We start from the raw sequence: 18,736 nt of genomic DNA on the forward strand, positions 1-18,736 counted from the left end.
TGACAACGGTTTCCATCTTCGTTGAAAATGACTGTCATGAACGTACGACGACGTCACATATCCGCGGTCGCGGCGACCGCGGTCACCGCCCTCGGGAGCGGCACCCTGTCCGGCTGCTCCGGCGACATCGCCGCGGCGGCCCAGACGAGCAAGTTCGACGTCGTCACGTCGTTCTATCCGATGGCCTTCCTCGCCGAGCAGATCGGCAAGAGCCACGTCCACGTCACCAGTCTGACCTCTCCGGGCCAGGAACCGCACGACCTGGAGATCAGCCCCCGGCAGATCGCGCGCATCGAAGACTCCGACGCGGTGCTCTACCTCAAGAACCTCCAGCCCTCCGTCGACAACGCGGTGGCCCAGTCCGAGCTCAAGACCAAGATCGACGCCGCCTCGCTGACCACGCTGGAGGAGCACGGCAACGAGGTCGGCGGCCACGCGGCCGAGCACGACACCAGCGAGAACCCCGAGGGATCCGGCAAGGACCCGCACATCTGGCTGGACCCGGTGAAGTACGCCGAGGTCGCGGGCGGGGTCGGCGCGGCCTTCGAGAAGGCGGACCCGGACCACGCGGCCGACTACCGGAAGAACACCGCGGCGCTGGTCAAGAAGCTCGACGAGCTGAACACCCGGTTCAAGGACGGCCTGGCGAACACCAGGACCAAGGTCTTCCTCACCACCCACGCCGCCTTCGGCTACCTCGCCGAGCGCTACGGCCTGACCGAGGAGGCCGTCAACGGCCTCGACCCGGAGTCGGAGCCCAGCGCCGCGCGTGTCAAGGACCTTGAGAAGATGGCGCGGGCCGACGGAGTCACGACCGTGTTCTACGAGACGCTCGTCAGCGACAAGACCGCGAAGACCGTCGCCCAGGACGCGGGCCTGAAGACCGATGTCCTCGACCCGCTGGAGGGCATCACGGACCAGTCCCGGGGCACGGACTACTTCTCGGTCCAGGAGGCCAACCTCAAGGCGCTGCAGACGGCCCTGGGAGCGAAGTGACCATCACGGAGGACGACGCCATGGGCGAGCCCGTCATATCGATGCGCGGCGTGCGGGCCGAGCTGGGCTCGCGCCCCGTCCTGCGCGGAATCGATCTCACCGTGCACCGCGGCGAGGTCGTCGCGCTGCTCGGCGCGAACGGCTCCGGCAAGTCGACCGCGATCCGCAGCCTCATCGGCCAGGTGCCGGTCAGCGACGGCGAGATCGAGCTGTTCGGCACCCCGCGCCGGAGCTTTCGCGACTGGGCGCGCGTCGGATACGTACCGCAGCGCACCACGGCCGCGGGCGGGGTCCCGGCGACGGTGACCGAGATCGTCTCCGCGGGCCGGCTCTCCCGCACCCGCTTCGGGCTGTTCCGCAGGGCCGACCACGAGGCCGTACGGCGGGCCCTGGAACTGGTCGGTATGGCGGACCGGGCCAGGGACTCGGTGGACGCCCTGTCCGGCGGCCAGCACCAGCGTGTGCTGATCGCCCGCGCCCTGGTCGCCGAGCCCGAACTGCTGATCATGGACGAGCCGATGGCCGGCGTCGATCTGGCCAGCCAGGAGGTGCTGGCACAGACGCTGAGCGAGCAGGTCGCGGCCGGTACGACCGTTCTGCTCGTCCTGCACGAACTGGGCCCCCTGGAGCCCCTGATCGACCGGGCCGTCGTCCTGCGCGACGGCTGCGTCCTGCACGACGGGCCGCCGCCGCGCGCGGTGGGCCAGCATGCGCTGCCCGGCCACGACCACGTACACCCGCACGCACCCGCGGGCACCGAACCGATCCGCACGGGACTGCTGAGCTGATGGACCTCCTGAACTACGCCTTCATGCAGCGGGCGCTCGTCGCGGCCGTCCTGGTCGGCATCACGGCACCCGCGATCGGCATCTACCTCGTCCAGCGCCGCCAGCCCCTGATGGGCGACGGCATCGGGCACGTGGCCATGACCGGCGTCGGCCTCGGCTTCCTGCTGAACGCCTCACCGGTGTGGATGGCCACGATCGTCTCCGCGCTCGGCTCGGTCCTGATGGAACTGATCCGCTGGTACGGCAGGACGCGCGGCGACATCGCCCTGGCGATGCTCTTCTACGGCGGCATGGCCGGCGGTGTGATGTTCGTCAACATCGCGCCGGGCGGCTCCAACGCCAACCTGATGTCGTACCTGTTCGGCTCGCTGTCGACGGTCGCCCCCTCGGACGTGACCGCCATCGTGATCCTCGCCGCGTTCGTCATCCTCGTGACGCTCGGGCTGCGCCGCCAGCTGTTCGCGGTCAGCCAGGACGAGGAGTTCGCGCGGGTCACCGGTCTGCCCGTGCGCGCCCTGAACCTGCTCGTCGCCGTCACGGCCGCGGTCACGGTGACCGTCGCCATGCGGGTGGTCGGTCTGATCCTGGTCTCCGCGCTCATGGTCGTACCGGTCGCCGCCGCGCAGCAGCTCACCCGCAGCTTCGCCGCGACCTTCGCGATCGCGGTCGCCCTCGGTGTCACCGTGTCGATCAGCGGCACGATCACCTCGTTCTACCAGGACGTTCCGCCGGGCGCGACGATCGTCCTGCTGACCATCGGCGCGTTCGTCGCCCTCACCGCCCTGGCCGCTCCACTGGCCCGCCGACGCGCCCGCGCGGCCGCTGCGGCACAGCCCGCGGCCGACCCCGCGGAGTGCTCGATTCCGGCCACACGCGGGGCGGGAGACGAGGTCGGCGTCTGACCGCCCACAGCCCGGACTGGCACAATGGCCCGGGCAGAGGCGAGACGTGAGGAGGCAACCGGTGACGACCGCTGGACCGCCTGTGAAGGGCCGTGCGACCCGCCAGCGGGCAGCCGTGGCAGCGGCCCTCGACGAGGTCGACGAGTTCCGCAGCGCGCAGGATCTGCACGACATGCTCAAGCACAAGGGCGACTCGGTCGGCCTGACCACGGTCTACCGCACCCTCCAGTCCCTCGCCGACGCCGGCGAGGTCGACGTCCTGCGCACCTCCGACGGCGAGTCCGTCTACCGCCGCTGCTCCAGCGGCGAACACCACCACCACCTCGTCTGCCGCACCTGCGGCAAGGCGGTCGAGGTCGAGGGCCCGGCGGTCGAGAAGTGGGCCGAGGCCATCGCGGCGGAGCACGGGTACGTCAACGTGGCACACACGGTGGAGATCTTCGGCACCTGCGCGGAGTGCGCCGCGCGCTGAGCCGCTTGCCGTGAGCGTCGACCGCGGTCGACGTAGGCCTACACCTTCGGCAGATGGTGGCCGATCAGTGTGCGCAGTCGGTCGATGTCCGCGGGATCCGCCGCACCTCGCTTGACCAGTACGTTGGCGCAGCGTCCGCCGCGGTCCGGGCTGCGCAGCACGAACACCCGGTCGTTCTCGGCGTAGCTGCCGTAGTTGCGCCATGTCGTGCGCAGGTCCGCCTGGGCGCCGACCATCCGCAGGCCCTCCTCGTCCACGGTCAGCCGCAGGCGGCCCTGGTGGGCGTTCGCCTTCAGGAGCCGGCGGGCGGAGAGGTGCGGCAGGAAGTACAGCGCCACCGCCACGTACAGCGTGAGGAAGACCGAGAGGAAGTCCGGCCGGCCGGTCCACGCCTGCAGCACGATCTGCGCCACGCCCACCAGGGCGAACGCGAGGACGACGGGCAGCCGGTAGACGAAGCCCGACTTCCGCTTGCGCAGGATGAGCCGGACCGCGTCCACCAGATCCGCGTGCTGCAGCTCATACTCCAGCACGACCTCGGTCTTCTGCTGTTCGATCACGGCCCCTCCCCGGTCCTACGACAATGAGCCGTGATCGTATACGTCCCCTCCGACCGGCCGTCAGGCGCGTCCGAAGCAGCGTTCCAGTTCGTCGAGGTCGTAGAACTTGCTGCCCTTGGAGACCGGGTGGCAGGTGGCCTTGAAGGGGGTCTCCTTCTCGTTGTAGAGCATGCGCACCAGGTAGCGGCCGTCCTTCTCGAACACGTCCCACTGGATGTTCGCGCCCAGCGGGGCGACCGACGCGCCCCGCCAGGGGTTGTCGGCGTAGGTGTACGGCTGCTCCGGTGTCGCCGGCTTCGTGCTGCCGGGCAGGCCCATCAGGGCCGCGAGCGGGATGATCTCCTCGGCGTGGGTGAAGCGGAGTTCGGCGCCGAGGCCGCTCGTGCCGGCCCGCTTGGCCTCGACCTGCTTGAAGAGGTCGTCGAGCAGGACACCGGCCATCTTGTAGGTGATGTCGCTGTCGGCGAAGCCGGGACCCTTCTCGTAGAAGTCCTCGGTGTCGCCGAGGTAGCCGAACCGGGTGGCGTCGGAACGGGAGATGTACCGCTCCATGCCCCAGCCCGTGCCGTCGGGGCTCTCCTCGCTCATGGCGGGAGCGATGGCGTACAGGTCGTAGACGGCCTGGGCGGCGGGGACCTGGTCGGCGATCCGCTCGACGAAGTCCTCCTGGAAGAGCCCGCGCAGGACGCTGTGGGCGGCTCGGTGCGTCCGGGGCTGGTCGGTGATCGACTTCAGGGTGGACGCGAGGCGCTGGTCGTGCGCGATGTAGTCGCGGTACGCCGCGCCGCCCGCGGCCTTGTGGAAGTACAGCAGGTCCTTGTCGGTACGGGCGGGCCCGATCAGCGGCTTCAGCGCCGGGTCGGCCTCGGCGAGGGCGTCCGTGAACACGGTGCCGCTGTCGACGGCCCGGCCCTGGCCGGAGCTGACGACGTCGATCTTCTCGCCGTCCGCGGCCATCTTCTTGAACAGGGACGGCAGCCGCTGCTCCATGCGCACGGCCGTGTCCCTCAGCTCCTGCTTGCCCCGGCCGCTGAGGTTGCCGTGGCCGACCTTGGCCATGGCGTCCAGCAGGGCGCGGACTCGCGGCCCGAACTCCTCGCCCCTGCGGGTGAGTTGCCCCTGCTCCTGCGCCTTGTCCCAGAGCGCGAGGATCAGGTCGCCGTCCTCGCTGCCGGTGGCGGTACGCGAGCCGTGCCGGGAGACGTTCTCGGTGAGGACGGGGGTGTAGCCGGCCGGGGGGCGCTGGTAGGTGCGCGGGTTCTGCTCGGGCGCGTAGGGCGCCTTGGTGCCGTAGGAGTCCCGGTGCGCGGGACCGTCGTACGCGTGGGCCGGCAGCGCGGTGAGCAGCAGGGCGCCGAGGGCGAGGACAGGCGTGAGACGTCTCATGAGCACCGCATCCTCGGCGGCCCGCGTGAACCACCGATGGCTACGAGGTGGCGTCACCCTTCATCGCGGCTTCCATGGCGAGGAGTTCCTCGTTCGGGACGGCTCCGCCGAAGCGGCGGTCGCGGGAGGCGAACTCCATGCAGGCCCGCCACAGGTCGCGCCGGTCGAAGTCGGGCCACAGCACGTCCTGGAAGACCATCTCGGCGTAGGCGCTCTGCCAGAGCAGGTAGTTGGAGGTGCGCTGCTCGCCGCTCGGGCGCAGGAACAGGTCCACGTCCGGCATGTCCGGGTAGTACATGTACTTCTGCAGGGTCTTCTCGTTGACCTTGGACGGGTCGAGGCGGCCCGCCTTCACATCCTCGGCCAGCGCCTGCGCGGCGTCGGCGATCTCGGCGCGGCCGCCGTAGTTCATGCAGAAGTACAGGGTGAGCAGGTCGTTGCCCTTGGTCTGCTCCTGGGCCACCTGGAGCTCCTTGGCGACCGACTTCCACAGTTTGGGCATGCGGCCCACCCAGCGCACCCGGATGCCGAGTTCGTCGAGCTGGTCGCGGGTCTTGCGGATGAAGTCGCGGTTGAAGTTCATCAGGAAGCGCACCTCGTCGGGCGAGCGCTTCCAGTTCTCGGTGGAGAAGGCGTACAGGGAGATGTTGCGGACGCCGATCTCGATCGAGCCCTGGAGGACGTCCAGGACGCGCTCGGCGCCGACCTTGTGTCCTTCGGTGCGCGGCAGCCCGCGCTCCTTGGCCCAGCGGCCGTTGCCGTCCATGACGATCGCCACGTGGTTCGGGACGAGCTCGCCGGGGAGCTTCGGCGCGCGGGCGCCGGACGGGTGCGGCTGCGGCGCCCTGTACTCGCGGCGCTGGCGTCCCAGGATCCCGCGTACGACCATGTGCTTCTCGTCTCCTCGTGTCTCTTCGCTTGCTTCTACTTCTCGACGTATCTGAGCGAGCGCAGTCCGCGCTCCAGATGCCAGTGCAGGTAGGCGGACACCAGCCCGCTGCCCTCCCGGACATACCGCGGCTCGCACGCGTCCGCGCTCTCCCAGTCTCCCGTAAGCAGGGCGCCGAGGAGGACCAGGGTCTGCGGCGAGGGTACGACGCTGCCGGGCACCCGGCAGTCGGCGCAGACGCTGCCCCCGGAGGCGACCGAGAAGAACCGGTTCGGTCCGGGCATTCCGCACTTCGCGCAGTCGCCGAAGCTGGGCGCGTAGCCGTTGACGGCGAGGGAGCGCAGCAGGAAGGCGTCGAGGACGAGGTGCGGGGCGTGCTCGCCGCGGGCGAGGGTGCGCAGCGCGCCGACGAGCAGCAGATACTGCTGGACGGCCGGTTCGCCCTCGTGGTCGGTGAACCGCTCGGCGGTCTCCAGCATGGCGGTTCCGGCGGTGTAGCGCGCGTAGTCGGTCACGATCCCGCCGCCGTACGGTGCGATGGTCTCGCTCTGGGTGCACAGTGGCAGCCCGCGTCCGATCAGCTCGCTGCCCCGGGCGAAGAACTGCACGTCGACGTGGGAGAAGGGTTCGAGCCGGGCCCCGAACTTGGACTTGGTCCGCCGTACGCCCCGGGCGACGGCCCGCACGCGGCCGTGGCCGCGGGTGAGCAGCGTGATGATGCGGTCCGCCTCGCCGAGCTTCTGGGTCCGCAGGACGATGCCGTCGTCCCGGAAAAGACTCATGCGTCCATTCTCGCGTACGCGGTCAGCGGGCGTGGTCGGGGTCGTAAATGGCGTCCCAGGGGGCGAGGTTCCAGGGGCTGGACCCGTTCGCCGGGTCGAGCAGGGACCGCAGGTGCTCGTCGGCGGTGGCCTGGGGCGCGGGAAAGCCGACGTCCTCGGTGCCGCGCAGCCCGTCGCGCCACACCTTGCGCCCCAGCAGGTAGTGATCGGCGTACTCCTGCCACGAGGCGTACGTCCGCGCCACCGACGGCACGATGCTCTTCAGCGCGGTCCAGGCCTCGTGCTCCGTGATCATCCCGCAGGCGAAGCCGCGGCGGGCGACGTCGACGTACAGGGCGGCGTCCCAGGCCAGCGGCGCCACCCCGGTGAGCTGCTGGGCGCGGACCCGGTAGCCGGTGCGTGCCAGTCCGGCGAGCCGGCCGACGAGCTTGTCGCGCGAGGTGATCTCCCACTGGTCGGCCAGCCAGCGCCGGGCGCTGTCGTCGTCGATCCGCGTGAACGGGTACAGGGTGGTCCGGGAGGCGGCGCGGTCGCGGCTGACCGGCGCGCTCAGCGACACCATCCACAGCTGGTGCGTCGTGAGCGGGACGGGGTACCGCCGCGCGGCCTTCGGTTTCCTCCACTCTCGCAGTCTCGTCAGCGCCATGAGCCCGCACCCTACGTCAAGGGGCCCCGCCCCGGCTGCCGGGCGTCGGCGTGGGCCGTGGCCGCGCTCAGCCGCTCGGCCGGGGTGGCCCGGCGCACGGCCTCCGGCCTGGCGTCCCACTCCAGCCCGCCGCCGTAGGGCCGCAACTGCACATACGGCCCCTCGTGACCCATCACGATGCCCAGTCTTCCGGTGTGGGTGTCGACGGCGTGGCAGCCGAGCGGGAGATTCATCACGTTCACGTTCACCTCGGTCCCCTCCTGCCACGACTTTCACGCTTCACCTCCCTCCAGTGGCTCTGTGTCACTAGACTCCGCGCCCCGGGAAGCGCGCCCTCGGTGCGACCCCCGTCGGACCGCTCATTCCACGCCGCGTGACTCCTGGGCCGCGCGTGCCTCTATCCCGCGGAAGTGGACCGCCATCGCGTGCTGCGCGCCCTCGACGTCGCGGGCGCGCAGTGCGGTGACGATGTCGCGGTGGCGGCGGACGGTGACGTCGGGGGCGGGGTCGGCGGTCCAGCCGCGGGCGCCCGCCACCCGGCGGAACACCGTCCAGAAGGCGCCCAGGAGCTGCGGCACGAGCGCGTTGCCGAGCGAGGTGTAGAGCAACTCGTGGAACTCGCGGTCGAATTCGGCCAGGGAGTGCCCGGCGCGGCCGGCCGCCTCCATCCGGGTCACCACCGACTCCAGCCGGTCCAGCTCCGCCTCGGTCAGGGTGGCCGCGATCTGCCGGACCAGCCCCACCTCCAGCACCTCCCGGATCTGGAGGATCTCGGCCAGCGCGCTCTCGTCGTCGTCCTGCCGGGTCAGGGTGCGGAAGGTCAGACCGTCGGCCAACGGGGTGAGGGAGGCCTGGCCGACATAGGTGCCGTAGCCGTGCCGGATCTCGACGATGTCGAGGGCCTGGAGCGCCTTGAGTGCCTCGCGGACGGAGTTGCGGCTGACGCCGAGGGCCTCCATCAGCTCCGCCTCGGTGGGCAGCGGGGCACCCGACCGGAGCTTCCGGTCGAGGATCAGCTGCACGACCGCGCGCTGTATCCGGCTGTTCCTGGGTTCCCCGGCGGCCATGCGCCGCATGGTACGCGCATCGGACGTCCTACGTCCCATGTCTCGGGCCCACCTGCGCCAACTCCCACCATTTCACTGTGCCATTGGTCCAACCTCTGACGGCTACGCCATTCGTGTGCGATCCCTTGACCGCCCCCACGGGCACTCCTATGGTCACGCTGACCGACAGGACGTAGGACGTCGTATCTCCCCTCATCCACCAGACCCTCTTCGCTGGAGGAACCGTGCGCGACGACGTGACCCACGACGTGCCGGCACCGCATCGCCGGTCGTTCCTGAAGTACTCCGGCGCGCTGGGCGCGGCCGCCGCGCTGTCCTCCTCGCTGGCGGCCTGCTCGTCCGGGCCTCAGTCCACGAATGACACCGGCGGCTCGGGCGGCGGCAAGAACCGCACACTGACCGCGGTGATCGGCTACGGGAACGACGGCAGCTGGGACCCGACCCAGACGGCGTCCGCGTTCGCCATGGCCGGCAACAACCACATCTACGAAGGCCTGCTCGACACCGACCCGATCTCCCGTGAGCCGTACGCGGCGCTGGCCACCCAGGTGCCCGCCGACCTCAAGGCCACCACCTGGCGGTTCACCCTGCGGGCGGGCGCCAGGTTCCACGACGGCAAGCCGGTCACCGCCGACGACGTCGTCTTCGTCTTCGACCGGATCCTCGACCCGAAGACCCAGACCCTCGCCAAGGGGTTCTTCGCGAGCTGGCTGAAGGAAGTGCGCAAGGTCGACGCGCGGACCGTCGAGCTGGTGCTCAAGTTCCCCTTCCCGGAAGGGGTCTCCCGGCTCACCCTCGCCAAGATCATGCCCAAGCACGTCTTCTCGCGGCCGGGCGCCTGGGACGACGCGATCAAGGGCAAGGCCATCGGCTCGGGACCGTACCGGCAGACCGCGCACCACCCGAAGTCCAACACCACCTTCGAGGCCTTCGCCGACTACAACGGCCCGCGCAGGCCCGCCTTCAAGCGGATGAACTGGCTGACCATCGTGGACGCCGCGCCCCGCGTGGCGAAGATCTCCGGGAGCGGCGCGGGCGCGCAGATCGCCGACAACATCCCCTACGCCAACATCCCGCGCCTGGAGAGCGGCGGGCTGTCGGTCGCGGGCGGGGCCGGGATGAACAACCTGTTCCTGATGTTCAACACCAGGCACAAGCCCTTCGACGACGTACGGGTCCGGCAGGCACTGCACTACGCCATCGACACCGGGAAGATGGTCGAGGTCGCGCTGAAGGGCCACGGAAAGCCGTCCTCGTCCTTCCTCAACGAGGGCAACCCCTCCTACCGGCGCGCCAAGACCGTCTACGACTACGACCCCGACAAGGCGAAGGCCCTGCTGAAGGCCGCCGGGGTGAAGAACCTGAAGATCGAGATCCTGGCGGTGAACGTCAGCTGGATCGTCGACTGCCTGCCTACCATCAAGTCGTCCTGGGACGCGATCGGCGTGGAGACGACGCTGGCACCGCAGGAGACCACGGCCGTCTTCACCAAGATGGACCAGAAGCAGGACTACCAGGTCGTCGCCGCCGCCTCGAACCCCAACCAGTTCGGCCTCGACGCGGACCTGATCATGCATTACAACTACGGCCCGCAGAACCTCTGGATGGGTTACGCCCGCTGGGCCGACAACTCCGTCGCCAAGCAGCTCTTCAAGGACATGGACCGGGCCACCCAGGAGCCGGACACCGAGCGGAAGAAGGCGATGATCCAGGACTACATCGACATCGTCGCCGAGCAGGCCGTGCTCTACCCGGTCGTGCACAACGAGCTGATGACCGCCTGGGACCCGAAGAAGCTGACGGGGATAAGGGCACAGCCGTACCCCGGGATCAACCTGCTCCAGGCCAAGTGGGTCTAGCACGGTGGTCGCCGTCCTGCGCATCCTGCTCCGCCGTGTCGCCCTGCTGGTGCCGCTGATGCTCGGCATCGTGCTGTTCGTGTTCCTGGTGATGCGGTTCTCGGACGTCGACCCGGCGTCCGCGTTCTTCCAGGGCGCCAACCCGACGCCCCGGCAACTGCACGACTTCCGGGAGCGGAACGGGCTGCTCGATCCGCTCCCGGTGCGCTACGTCCACTTCGTCGGCGACCTGCTCCACGGCGACATGGGCACCAGCGCCCTCACCCGGGCACCGGTCCTCGACCAGGTCACCACCGCGCTGCCGCTCACCCTCCAGCTCGCCTTCCTGGGGCTCGGCATCGCGGTGGTGCTGTCGCTGCTCGGCGGGGTCACGGCGGCGATCTACCGGGACCGGCTGCCCGACCAGATCATCCGGGTCGTGTCCCTGACCGGGGTCGCCGCACCCGGCTTCTGGCTGGCGCTGCTGATGATCCAGTACCTGGCGGTGGACCAGGGCTGGTTCCCCACCGGCGGCTACATCAACCCCGCCGACTCCTTCACCGGCTGGCTGAAGACCATGGCCCTGCCGGCGTTCGCGCTGTCGCTGCCGGTGGCCGCCCAGCTGACCCGGATCGTGCGGACCTCCGTGGTGGAGGAGCTGGACAAGGACTACGTACGGACCGCGATCGGCGGCGGGCTGCCGCCACGGGTGGTCGTGGGGCGCAATGTGCTGCGCAACGCCCTGATCAATCCGCTGACCGTGCTCGGTCTGCGCGTCGGCTATCTGCTGGGCGGCGCGGTGGTCATCGAGACGATCTTCTCGCTGCCCGGGATGGGCAAGCTCATGATCGACGCGGTGCAGAACGGCGACCCGGCGGTCGTCCAGGGTGTCGTACTGACCACGGCGACCGGCTTCGTCGTCGTCAACCTCGCCATCGACATCCTCCATCTCCTGGTCAACCCGCGACTGAGGGACGCGACCTGATGTTCACGCGCGAAGACCTCACCCGGGCCCTGTCCCGGCCCGGCCTCCGGCTGCGCGGCCGGCGCCGGCTGCCCCCGCTGTCGAGGATCGCCGTCTGCTTCCTGGCGGTCGTCGTGCTGACCGCTCTGCTGGCTCCCGTGCTCGCCCCGGACGACCCGCTCGACCAGCAGCCACCGGTCGACGGCACCGGGCATCCGTCCGCCGACCACTGGATGGGGCAGGACAGCCTCGGCCGGGACATCCTCAGCCGGCTGATGTACGGCGCCCGCTGGTCCCTCGCCATCGGTCTCGGCGCCACCGCGCTCGCCCTGGTCGTGGGCGCGGTCGTCGGGGCGGTCGCCGCCACCTCCCGCAAGGGCGTCGACGAGACGCTGATGCGCTGTCTGGACGTGGTGATGGCGTTCCCCGGCATCGCGCTGGCCGCCGTGCTCGTCGCCGTCTTCGGCGGCGGCATCACCGTACTGATCTGCGCGATCGCGTTCCTGTTCACCCCGCCGGTGGCCCGCGTCGTACGGGCGAACGTCCTCGACCAGTACGGCGAGGACTACGTCACGGCGGAACGCGTCATAGGTGCCCGCACCCCGCACATCGTGCTGCGGCACGTGGCCGTCAACTGCGCCGCCCCCGTCCTGGTGTTCTGCACGGTCCAGGTCGCCGAGGCCATCGTCTTCGAGGCGTCGCTCTCCTTCATCGGCGCGGGCGTACGGCCGCCGGACCCGTCCTGGGGCAGCGTCATCGCCGACGGCAAGAACATGGTGCTCACCGGCGGCTGGTGGGCGACCGTCTTCCCCGGGCTGCTGATGCTGGTCACCGTCCTGTCGCTGAACGTCCTGTCCGAGGGCGTCTCCGACGCCTGGGCGGCCCCGGCGGCCCGGGACGTGACGGCGGCGCGCAAGGACGACGACCCGGTCGAGGCACCGGAGCCGGACAGCGGCGAGGTACCGCAGCTGCCCGGCCTGACCGAGGCCGCCCGGCGGCTGCGCTCACGGGCCCGGCCCCTGCCCGACGCCGACGCGGTGCCGGTGCTCGCGGTGGAGAACCTCGCCATCGGCTTCGACGCACGCCACGGGGGCGTGGACATCGTCGACGGCATCAGCTTCGAGGTGCGGCCCGGCGAAGTGCTGGGACTGGTGGGCGAGTCGGGCTGCGGCAAGTCGCTGACCGCGCTCACCGTCATGGGGCTCCAGCCCAGGGACGCCCGGGTCGGGGGCCAGATCCGCTTCCACCAACGGGACCTGCTCGCCGAACCGACGCGGGTACGGCGCAGGCTCCTCGGCCACGAGATGGCGATGGTCTACCAGGACGCGCTGTCGTCCCTGAACCCGGCGATGACCATCCGCGCCCAGCTGAAGCAGCTCGTACGGCGTGGCGGCCGGCGCTCCCCCGCGGAGCTGCTGACCCTGGTCGGCCTCGACCCCGAACGCACCCTGCGCAGCTATCCGCACGAGCTCTCCGGCGGACAGCGCCAGCGCGTCCTGATCGCCATGGCGCTGTCCCGCGACCCGAAGCTGATCGTCGCCGACGAGCCCACGACCGCGCTGGACGTGACCGTGCAGGCGCAGATCATGGAGCTGCTGCTGCGGCTACGGGCGGAACTGGGCTTCGCGCTGATCCTGGTCTCGCACGACCTGGCGCTGGTCGCCGACGTCACCGACCGGGTGGTGGTGATGTACGGCGGGCAGATCGTGGAGACGGGCGTGACCGCCGACCTGATCGCGGCACCGGCCCACCACTACACCCGGGGGCTGCTCGGCAGCGTGCTGTCCCTGGAGTCGGCGGCCGAGCGGATGACCCAGATCAGGGGTGTCGTCCCGGCCCCGGCCGACTTCCCGGCGGGCTGCCGTTTCGCGGACCGCTGTCCACGGGCCAGCGAGGTGTGCCGTACGACCGCCCCTGATCTGCTCGGCACGCCCACCCACACGGCGGCCTGCCACCACCCGGCGGTCGACCTGGTGACGACGGAGAGCGAGGCCGTCAAGTGAACGCGGTCGTGGAACTGTCGGACGCCCATGTCGTCCACCGGGCGCGCAGCGGCGGCCTGTTCACCCGGGACCGGGTGTACGCGCTGACCGGCGCAGATCTCGCCGTCGCGCCCGGTGAGACGGTCGGTGTGGTCGGCGAGTCCGGCTGCGGCAAGTCGACGCTGGCGAAGGTACTGGTGGGGGTGGAGCGGCCGACGACCGGGACGGTGTCGTTCAGGGGCCGTGACCTGTGGTCCATGCCGCCCGCCGAGCGCCGGGCCGCGGTCGGTGCCGGCACCGGAATGATCTTCCAGGACCCGTCGACGGCCCTCAACCGCCGGCTGCCGGTCCGGCGGATCCTGCGCGACCCGCTGGACGTCCACGACCGCGGGACGAGGAAGGAACGCGAACAGCGGGTACGGGAGCTGATGGCTCTCGTCGGCCTCCCCCGCGCCCTCGCCGACGCGCTGCCCGGCCAGCTCTCCGGCGGCCAGCGCCAGCGCGTCGCCATCGCCCGCGCGCTGGCCCTCGACCCCGACCTGGTGGTCGCGGACGAGCCGACGAGCGCGCTCGACGTGTCCGTGCGGGCGCAGATCCTGAACCTCCTGCTCGATCTGAAGGAACGCCTGGGCCTCGCCCTGGTGTTCGTCTCGCACGACATCCAGACCGTACGGCGGATGAGCGACCGGGTGATCACCATGTATCTGGGCCGGATCGTCGAGGAGTGCCCGGCCGGTCAGGTCACCGACCAGGCGCGGCACCCGTACACCCGCGCCCTGTTCTCCGCCACGCCCTGTTTGCTGAATCCCGTCAATCCGATTCAGCTGGACGGCCCAGTCCCTTCGGCGACCCGCCCACCGAGCGGATGCCCGTTCCGCACTCGCTGCTGGAGAGCGGACGATGGGTGCGCGACGGTGATGCCGGGCCTCGCGACTGCGCCGACGCCCGGCCACCGCTACCGGTGCCACCATCCTTTGACATCCTCCACCCCGTGAAGGGGATGGATTCCAGCCTCGATGAGCTGAGGTTCACGGGCGCTCGATCACACGCGTGACGTCACCCCTCCGGCGTGTCCCGCCGCGAAGCGGCGACTGTACATCACAGTTGTCGCGAATCGCTACTTTCAGGGAGCCACCATGACCTTCCCCGCCCCGCTGACCGGTGTCGTACCGCCCGTCTGCACCCCCCTGACACCGGAAGGCGAGGTGGACGTCCCCTCGCTCCTCAGGCTCGTCGACCATCTGGTGGAGGGCGGGGTGCACGGGCTGTTCCTGCTCGGCTCGACCTCGGAGGCCGCGTATCTGACGGACCTGCAGCGCATGCTGGTGATGGAGGCGGTCGTGGGTCATGTCGGCGGTCAGCTGCCGGTGCTGGCCGGGGCGATCGACATGACCACGCCCCGGGTGCTGGACAACGTGCGGGGGGCCACCGCAGCGGGCGCCCAGGCGGTCGTGGTCACGCCGCCCTTCTACACCCGCACCCATCCGGCGGAGATCGCCCGCCACTACCGCAGGGTCGCGGCGGTCAGCGGCGTCCCGGTCATCGCCTACGACATCCCGGTCGCCGTGCACACCAAGCTCTCCGCCGAGCTGCTCCTGGAGCTCGCCGCCGACGGGGTGCTGGCGGGCGTGAAGGACTCCAGCGGCGACCTGGGCGCCTTCCGCCAGGTCGTCACCGGCGCCCGGAACCTCCCCGACACCACCCGCTTCAGCGTGCTCACCGGCTCGGAGCTGGTCGTCGACGCGGCCCTCGCGCTCGGGGCCGACGGGGCCGTGCCGGGCCTCGCCAACGTCGACCCGCACGGCTACGTCCGGCTCTACCGGCTGTGCCGGTCGGACGACTGGGACGGCGCGCGGGCCGAACAGGAGCGGCTGTGCGCCCTGTTCGGCATGGTGCGCGTCGGCGACCCGGCCCGGATGGGCGGCAGCTCGTCGGCGCTCGGCGCGTTCAAGGCGGCGCTCCGTCTGAGGGGCGTCATCGACTGCCCGGCGACGGCCGAGCCGCAGATCCCGCTGTCCGCGGAGGAGGTCGAGCGGGTGGGGAAGTATCTGGCGGGCGCCGGGCTGCTCTAGGGGGTGTCGAAGTCGCGGGCCGGCAGGCGCCGGAACTCGATCGTGTCGTACGTCCCCGTCACCCCCGTCTCGTACAGGATGCCCACCGTCCGGTGGTCCACCTGGACGAGGTCGGAGTAGGCGGCCTTCCGCACGGACAGCGTGAGCACCTTGGCGAAGGTCGCCCCGCCGTCGGTGGAGCGCCACAGGGCCATCTCCCGGCGGGCGGTGGGCACGGACGGGCCGGAGAACAGCAGCGGGGCCTTCGGGCCCCGGAGCTGGAGGACGGAGGCCTCGACGACGGGGACGTCGTTGAGGGTCGGCTGGGGGGCGTAGGGGCGGTCGAGGGTCTCGGCGCCGTCGCTGGAGTAGGTGTCGAGGCGGTTGCCGGGGCCGCTGCCGTTCTGGTCGCGGGAGCTGAAGTACAGTTTGCCGTCGGGGAGTTGGGCGGCCGTGCTCTCGTTGGAGTTCGCCACGCCGTCGTAGGAGCCGTCGACGAAGCCCAGCCGCCAGGTACGGCCGCCGTCGTCGCTGTAGATCGCGTGGGCGCCGTAGTACCTGGCCTCCTGGCCGGTGTCGGGAGAGCCGGCGGGCGGGGCCGCCGAGTGGTTGGCCGGGACGACCAGACGGCCCCGGTACGGGCCCCGAGTGAGCGCGACGGCGTGCCCCGGGCCGGTCGCGTACCAGCGCCAGTGCGCCGGCTTCACCTCGGCCGTGATGTCCCGCGGGGGCGTGAAGCGGCGGCCGTCGTCCCAGCTGCGCTGTACGAACACCCGGCGGCTCTGCTCCGGGGTGACCTCACCGCGCATGATCTGCGCCTCGGTCACGGCACCGCTGTTGTAGGAGGTGACCAGCACGACCGCACCGGTGCGCGGATCGACGACCGGCGCCGGATTGCCACGGGTGTTCCCGTCCCCGGCGGCGACCACCCGGAGCGGGCCCCAGGTGCAGCCGCCGTCGGTGGAACGCCTGAGGACGACATCGATGTCACCGGTGTCGCCCGCGCTGTCGTGTCTGCCCTCGGCGAAGGCGAGGACGGAGCCGCTCGGGGTGGTGACGGTGGCGGGGATCCGATAGGTGTCGTAACCGCCCTCCCCGGAGACGTAGGGCACCGAGGAGGCACAGCCCCCACCGGCCTGGGCGGGCTGTGCGACGGTGAGCGGAGCGAGGAGCACGGCGGCGGTCAGGAGGGTGCGGCTCAGGAGTGTCATCCCTCTCCCTTACGGAACGGCGTCCCGATGCGGGACGGTGACCGTTGTCGGTCACATGCTCCCCGCCGACACCCGTTCCGACTCCCGACGCGCCTAGGGGGTGTCGTTTGGATCATCCCGGCGTCGCGGGGTCTGGCACGCCCATCTGCCGCGTTGTCGTCACTCGCCGACGCTCCGCGTCGACTCCCTCCTCCGCCTTGCAGCTGCACGCACCAGACCCCGCTCGGGGTCGGCCAGCCCGCACCGTTCGTCACGGCCGACCTGATCCAAACGACACCCCCTAGCCGTCAGCCGTTCCCCGGAACGATCAGGCCCGACTCGTACGCCACGACGACGAGTTGCGCCCTGTCCCTCGCGCCCAGCTTGCCCATGATGCGGCTGACGTGGGTCTTGGCCGTCAGCGGGCTCAGGCCCAGGGCCTCGGCGATCTCGGTGTTGTTGAGGCCGCGGGCCACCAGTGCCAGCACCTCGCGCTCCCGCTCGGAGAGGCATTCCGGTCCGGCCGTGGACGGCGCCGACGGGCTGCGCAGGAAGCGTTCGATCAGCCGGGCCGTCGGGCCCGGGGAGAGCAGGGCCTCGCCCGCGGCCACCGTGCGGATGGCGTCGAGAAGTTCCGCCGGACGGGTGTCCTTCACCAGGAAGCCGGACGCGCCGGCGCGCAGCGCCTCCACGATGTTCTCGTCGGTGTCGTAGGTGGTCAGGACGAGGACCCGCACCCCGGCCAGGTCCTCGGCCTCGGCGATGAGCCGGGTGGCCTCGATGCCGTCGAGGTCGGGCATGCGGATGTCCATGACGACGAGGTCGGCGCGCTGTCGGCGGGCCAGCTCCACGGCCTCCCGGCCGGTGCCAGCCTGCCCGACGACCTCCATGTCCTTCGCGGACTCGACGAGCATGGCGAAGGCGGCCCGGACGAGGGTCTGGTCGTCGGCGAGCAGGACGCGGATGGCGCTCATCCGGCTCCCTCCAGAGGCAGTTCCGCGGTCACCTCGAAGCCCTTCCCGTCCGCCCGGGGCCCGGCCTCCACCGTGCCGCCCACGCTGCGCGCCCGTTCCCGCATCCCGACCAGGCCGAGGCCGGGGGCGCCGGCCGCCGCGCCCGTGCCGTCGTCGGTAACCCGGACCCGCAGGGCGCCGTCCGACTCGTCCACGCTCACCCGCACGGACAGGTCGTCCCGCCCGCCGTGCCGTACCGCGTTGGTGAGCGCCTCCTGCACGATGCGGTAGGCGGCCGCGCCGACGGCGGGCGGCGGATCACCGGCCCGTACCGTCAGCTCCGTCTTCGCCCCCGCCGCCCGCGCGGTCGCCGCGAGGTCCGGCAGGCCGTGCAGGCCGGGCAGGGGGCCGCGGGTGTCCGGCGAGGCGTGGTCGCCGTCGCGCAGGACCTCCAGGGTCGTACGGATCTCACCGCGGGCCGTGCGGCAGGTCTCGGCGATGTCGTCGAGGGCCTTGGCGACGGCCTCGCGGTCCAGCCGCGTCGGGTCGGCGGCGAGGACATGCGCGGCGACCGAGGTCTGGACGCCGATCAGGGTGATGCTGTGGGCGAGGAGGTCGTGCAGGTCGCGGGCGATGCGCAGGCGCTCCTCGGCCACCCGGCGGCGGGCCTCCTCCTCGCGGGTGCGCTCGGCGCGCTCGGCCCGCTCCAGGGCCGCGGCCACGTTCTCCCGGTGGACGCGGAGGTAGCTGCCGATGACGAGCATCGCGATGACCCATCCGGTGATGCGCATGCTCTCGGCGACCCCGGCCATGCCGTGGTCGATCTTCATGATCAGCATGAGCCCGATGACGCCGGCCCCGATCGGCAGGGTGCGCCGCAGGTTCCGGGTCTCGGCCACGGTGTAGAGCGCGGCCATCGAGGCGGCGGTGGGCGCGGAGTGGTTGAAGTCGAGTTCGTGGTACGTCACGATCAGCGCGATCACCACGCACAGCACCGCCATCGGGGCCCGCCGCCGCCACACCAGCGGCACATGGGCCGAGAGCAGCAGGGTCCAGCCGAGCGCGTCCGGGTGCCGCCCGCTGCCGAGGCCGGCGGCGGCGAGGACGGACGCGACGACGGCGAGGGCGGCCGCGAGGCTCGCGTCCTGCCGCAGGGTGTCGCGGGGCGCGAACCCGAGGGCCGCGCGGATCCGCGGCCGGGACGGCCGGGCCGGGCATCGATGAGGGTTGCCTGCACGAGGTTCATCTTCCGGTAGACGGGCGCCCCCGC

Annotated in this window: 19 protein-coding genes; 9 read left to right on the forward strand and 10 right to left on the reverse strand. The window is 71.2% G+C overall.

Translation table 11 applies throughout. The features are described 5' to 3' along the window. Positions 1-36: 36 nt before the first annotated feature. The 4 genes from N8I87_RS13160 (at position 37) to N8I87_RS13175 (ending at position 3,158) form a co-directional block, all read left to right on the forward strand. The gene (locus tag N8I87_RS13160) at positions 37-996 is read left to right on the forward strand and encodes a metal ABC transporter substrate-binding protein (RefSeq protein ID WP_263208520.1); all 960 of its coding nucleotides are present in this window, start codon (positions 37-39) and stop codon (positions 994-996) included. Positions 997-1,016: 20 nt separating this feature from the next. Next, positions 1,017-1,784, forward strand: a complete 768-nt coding sequence (locus N8I87_RS13165) for a metal ABC transporter ATP-binding protein (RefSeq protein WP_263216425.1) — start codon at positions 1,017-1,019, stop codon at positions 1,782-1,784. Next, positions 1,784-2,686 carry a metal ABC transporter permease gene (locus tag N8I87_RS13170; RefSeq protein ID WP_263208522.1) on the forward strand — a complete coding sequence of 301 codons (903 nt, stop codon included), beginning with the start codon at positions 1,784-1,786 and terminating at the stop codon, positions 2,684-2,686. The genes N8I87_RS13165 and N8I87_RS13170 overlap by 1 nt, the downstream gene beginning before the upstream one ends. Positions 2,687-2,747: 61 nt before the next feature. Further along, positions 2,748-3,158 (forward strand): Fur family transcriptional regulator, encoded by a 411-nt coding sequence (locus N8I87_RS13175; RefSeq protein ID WP_263208524.1) that lies wholly within the window; start codon positions 2,748-2,750, stop codon positions 3,156-3,158. Between the two features lie 38 nt (positions 3,159-3,196). Here N8I87_RS13175 and N8I87_RS13180 read toward each other — a convergent pair whose 3' ends face one another. From N8I87_RS13180 to N8I87_RS13210, 7 genes are all read right to left on the reverse strand, one after another. After that, positions 3,197-3,718, reverse strand: coding sequence for a hypothetical protein (locus N8I87_RS13180; RefSeq protein ID WP_263208526.1), 522 nt, complete (start codon positions 3,716-3,718; stop codon positions 3,197-3,199). Positions 3,719-3,778: 60 nt separating this feature from the next. Further along, entirely contained in the window at positions 3,779-5,104 is a 1,326-nt protein-coding gene (locus N8I87_RS13185; RefSeq protein ID WP_263208528.1) for a histidine-type phosphatase, read from the reverse strand. Between the two features lie 40 nt (positions 5,105-5,144). Then, a complete protein-coding gene (locus N8I87_RS13190) occupies positions 5,145-5,993 on the reverse strand; it encodes an isoprenyl transferase (RefSeq protein ID WP_263208529.1) in 849 nt (282 codons plus the stop codon). A 35-nt stretch (positions 5,994-6,028) separates the two neighbouring features. Beyond that, positions 6,029-6,775: a DNA repair protein RecO gene (gene recO, locus N8I87_RS13195; RefSeq protein WP_263208531.1), complete on the reverse strand. Its 747-nt coding sequence runs from the start codon at positions 6,773-6,775 to the stop codon at positions 6,029-6,031. Positions 6,776-6,797: 22 nt separating this feature from the next. Further along, positions 6,798-7,421, reverse strand: coding sequence for a DUF1266 domain-containing protein (locus N8I87_RS13200; RefSeq protein ID WP_263208533.1), 624 nt, complete (start codon positions 7,419-7,421; stop codon positions 6,798-6,800). An 11-nt stretch (positions 7,422-7,432) separates the two neighbouring features. Then, complete coding sequence (locus N8I87_RS13205; RefSeq protein ID WP_263216426.1) at positions 7,433-7,654, reverse strand: hypothetical protein; 222 nt, start codon at positions 7,652-7,654, stop codon at positions 7,433-7,435. Positions 7,655-7,780: 126 nt separating this feature from the next. Further along, positions 7,781-8,497, reverse strand: a complete 717-nt coding sequence (locus N8I87_RS13210; RefSeq protein WP_263216428.1) for a FadR/GntR family transcriptional regulator — start codon at positions 8,495-8,497, stop codon at positions 7,781-7,783. A 215-nt stretch (positions 8,498-8,712) separates the two neighbouring features. Between N8I87_RS13210 and N8I87_RS13215 the strand changes: the two genes are divergently transcribed. From N8I87_RS13215 to N8I87_RS13235, 5 genes are all read left to right on the forward strand, one after another. Continuing rightward, positions 8,713-10,347, forward strand: a complete 1,635-nt coding sequence (locus N8I87_RS13215) for an ABC transporter substrate-binding protein (RefSeq protein ID WP_263208535.1) — start codon at positions 8,713-8,715, stop codon at positions 10,345-10,347. A 4-nt stretch (positions 10,348-10,351) separates the two neighbouring features. Then, positions 10,352-11,311, forward strand: a complete 960-nt coding sequence (locus N8I87_RS13220; protein ID WP_263208537.1) for an ABC transporter permease — start codon at positions 10,352-10,354, stop codon at positions 11,309-11,311. Then, positions 11,311-13,293, forward strand: a complete 1,983-nt coding sequence (locus N8I87_RS13225) for a dipeptide/oligopeptide/nickel ABC transporter permease/ATP-binding protein (protein ID WP_263208538.1) — start codon at positions 11,311-11,313, stop codon at positions 13,291-13,293. The genes N8I87_RS13220 and N8I87_RS13225 overlap by 1 nt, the downstream gene beginning before the upstream one ends. Then, positions 13,290-14,267: an oligopeptide/dipeptide ABC transporter ATP-binding protein gene (locus N8I87_RS13230; protein ID WP_263208539.1), complete on the forward strand. Its 978-nt coding sequence runs from the start codon at positions 13,290-13,292 to the stop codon at positions 14,265-14,267. The genes N8I87_RS13225 and N8I87_RS13230 overlap by 4 nt, the downstream gene beginning before the upstream one ends. 141 nt (positions 14,268-14,408) lie before the next feature. Next, complete coding sequence (locus tag N8I87_RS13235; protein WP_263208541.1) at positions 14,409-15,344, forward strand: dihydrodipicolinate synthase family protein; 936 nt, start codon at positions 14,409-14,411, stop codon at positions 15,342-15,344. Here the strand turns inward: N8I87_RS13235 and N8I87_RS13240 are convergent. The 3 genes from N8I87_RS13240 to N8I87_RS13250 form a co-directional block, all read right to left on the reverse strand. Continuing rightward, the gene (locus tag N8I87_RS13240) at positions 15,341-16,534 is read right to left on the reverse strand and encodes a sialidase family protein (RefSeq protein ID WP_263208543.1); all 1,194 of its coding nucleotides are present in this window, start codon (positions 16,532-16,534) and stop codon (positions 15,341-15,343) included. The genes N8I87_RS13235 and N8I87_RS13240 overlap by 4 nt on opposite strands. A 287-nt stretch (positions 16,535-16,821) precedes the next feature. Continuing rightward, the gene (locus N8I87_RS13245) at positions 16,822-17,487 is read right to left on the reverse strand and encodes a response regulator (RefSeq protein ID WP_263208545.1); all 666 of its coding nucleotides are present in this window, start codon (positions 17,485-17,487) and stop codon (positions 16,822-16,824) included. Then, positions 17,484-18,656 carry a sensor histidine kinase gene (locus N8I87_RS13250; protein ID WP_263216429.1) on the reverse strand — a complete coding sequence of 391 codons (1,173 nt, stop codon included), beginning with the start codon at positions 18,654-18,656 and terminating at the stop codon, positions 17,484-17,486. The genes N8I87_RS13245 and N8I87_RS13250 overlap by 4 nt, the downstream gene beginning before the upstream one ends. Positions 18,657-18,736: the final 80 nt, after the last annotated feature.

The sequence above is a fragment of the Streptomyces sp. HUAS 15-9 genome (genome assembly GCF_025642155.1).
GTDB lineage: Bacteria > Actinomycetota > Actinomycetes > Streptomycetales > Streptomycetaceae > Streptomyces.

Bases quoted from the DNA above. Each gene is read 5' to 3' on its own strand.
- N8I87_RS13225 (WP_263208538.1), top strand. From the start codon at position 11,311: ATGTTCACGCGCGAAGACCTCACCCGGGCCCTGTCCCGGCCCGGCCTC.
- N8I87_RS13200 (WP_263208533.1), bottom strand. From the start codon at position 7,421: ATGGCGCTGACGAGACTGCGAGAGTGGAGGAAACCGAAGGCCGCGCGG.
- N8I87_RS13245 (WP_263208545.1), bottom strand. From the start codon at position 17,487: ATGAGCGCCATCCGCGTCCTGCTCGCCGACGACCAGACCCTCGTCCGG.
- N8I87_RS13165 (WP_263216425.1), top strand. From the start codon at position 1,017: ATGGGCGAGCCCGTCATATCGATGCGCGGCGTGCGGGCCGAGCTGGGC.
- N8I87_RS13210 (WP_263216428.1), bottom strand. From the start codon at position 8,497: ATGCGGCGCATGGCCGCCGGGGAACCCAGGAACAGCCGGATACAGCGC.
- N8I87_RS13235 (WP_263208541.1), top strand. From the start codon at position 14,409: ATGACCTTCCCCGCCCCGCTGACCGGTGTCGTACCGCCCGTCTGCACC.
- N8I87_RS13240 (WP_263208543.1), bottom strand. From the start codon at position 16,534: ATGACACTCCTGAGCCGCACCCTCCTGACCGCCGCCGTGCTCCTCGCT.
- N8I87_RS13205 (WP_263216426.1), bottom strand. From the start codon at position 7,654: ATGAATCTCCCGCTCGGCTGCCACGCCGTCGACACCCACACCGGAAGA.
- recO (WP_263208531.1), bottom strand. From the start codon at position 6,775: ATGAGTCTTTTCCGGGACGACGGCATCGTCCTGCGGACCCAGAAGCTC.
- N8I87_RS13185 (WP_263208528.1), bottom strand. From the start codon at position 5,104: ATGAGACGTCTCACGCCTGTCCTCGCCCTCGGCGCCCTGCTGCTCACC.
- N8I87_RS13160 (WP_263208520.1), top strand. From the start codon at position 37: ATGAACGTACGACGACGTCACATATCCGCGGTCGCGGCGACCGCGGTC.
- N8I87_RS13190 (WP_263208529.1), bottom strand. From the start codon at position 5,993: ATGGTCGTACGCGGGATCCTGGGACGCCAGCGCCGCGAGTACAGGGCG.
- N8I87_RS13170 (WP_263208522.1), top strand. From the start codon at position 1,784: ATGGACCTCCTGAACTACGCCTTCATGCAGCGGGCGCTCGTCGCGGCC.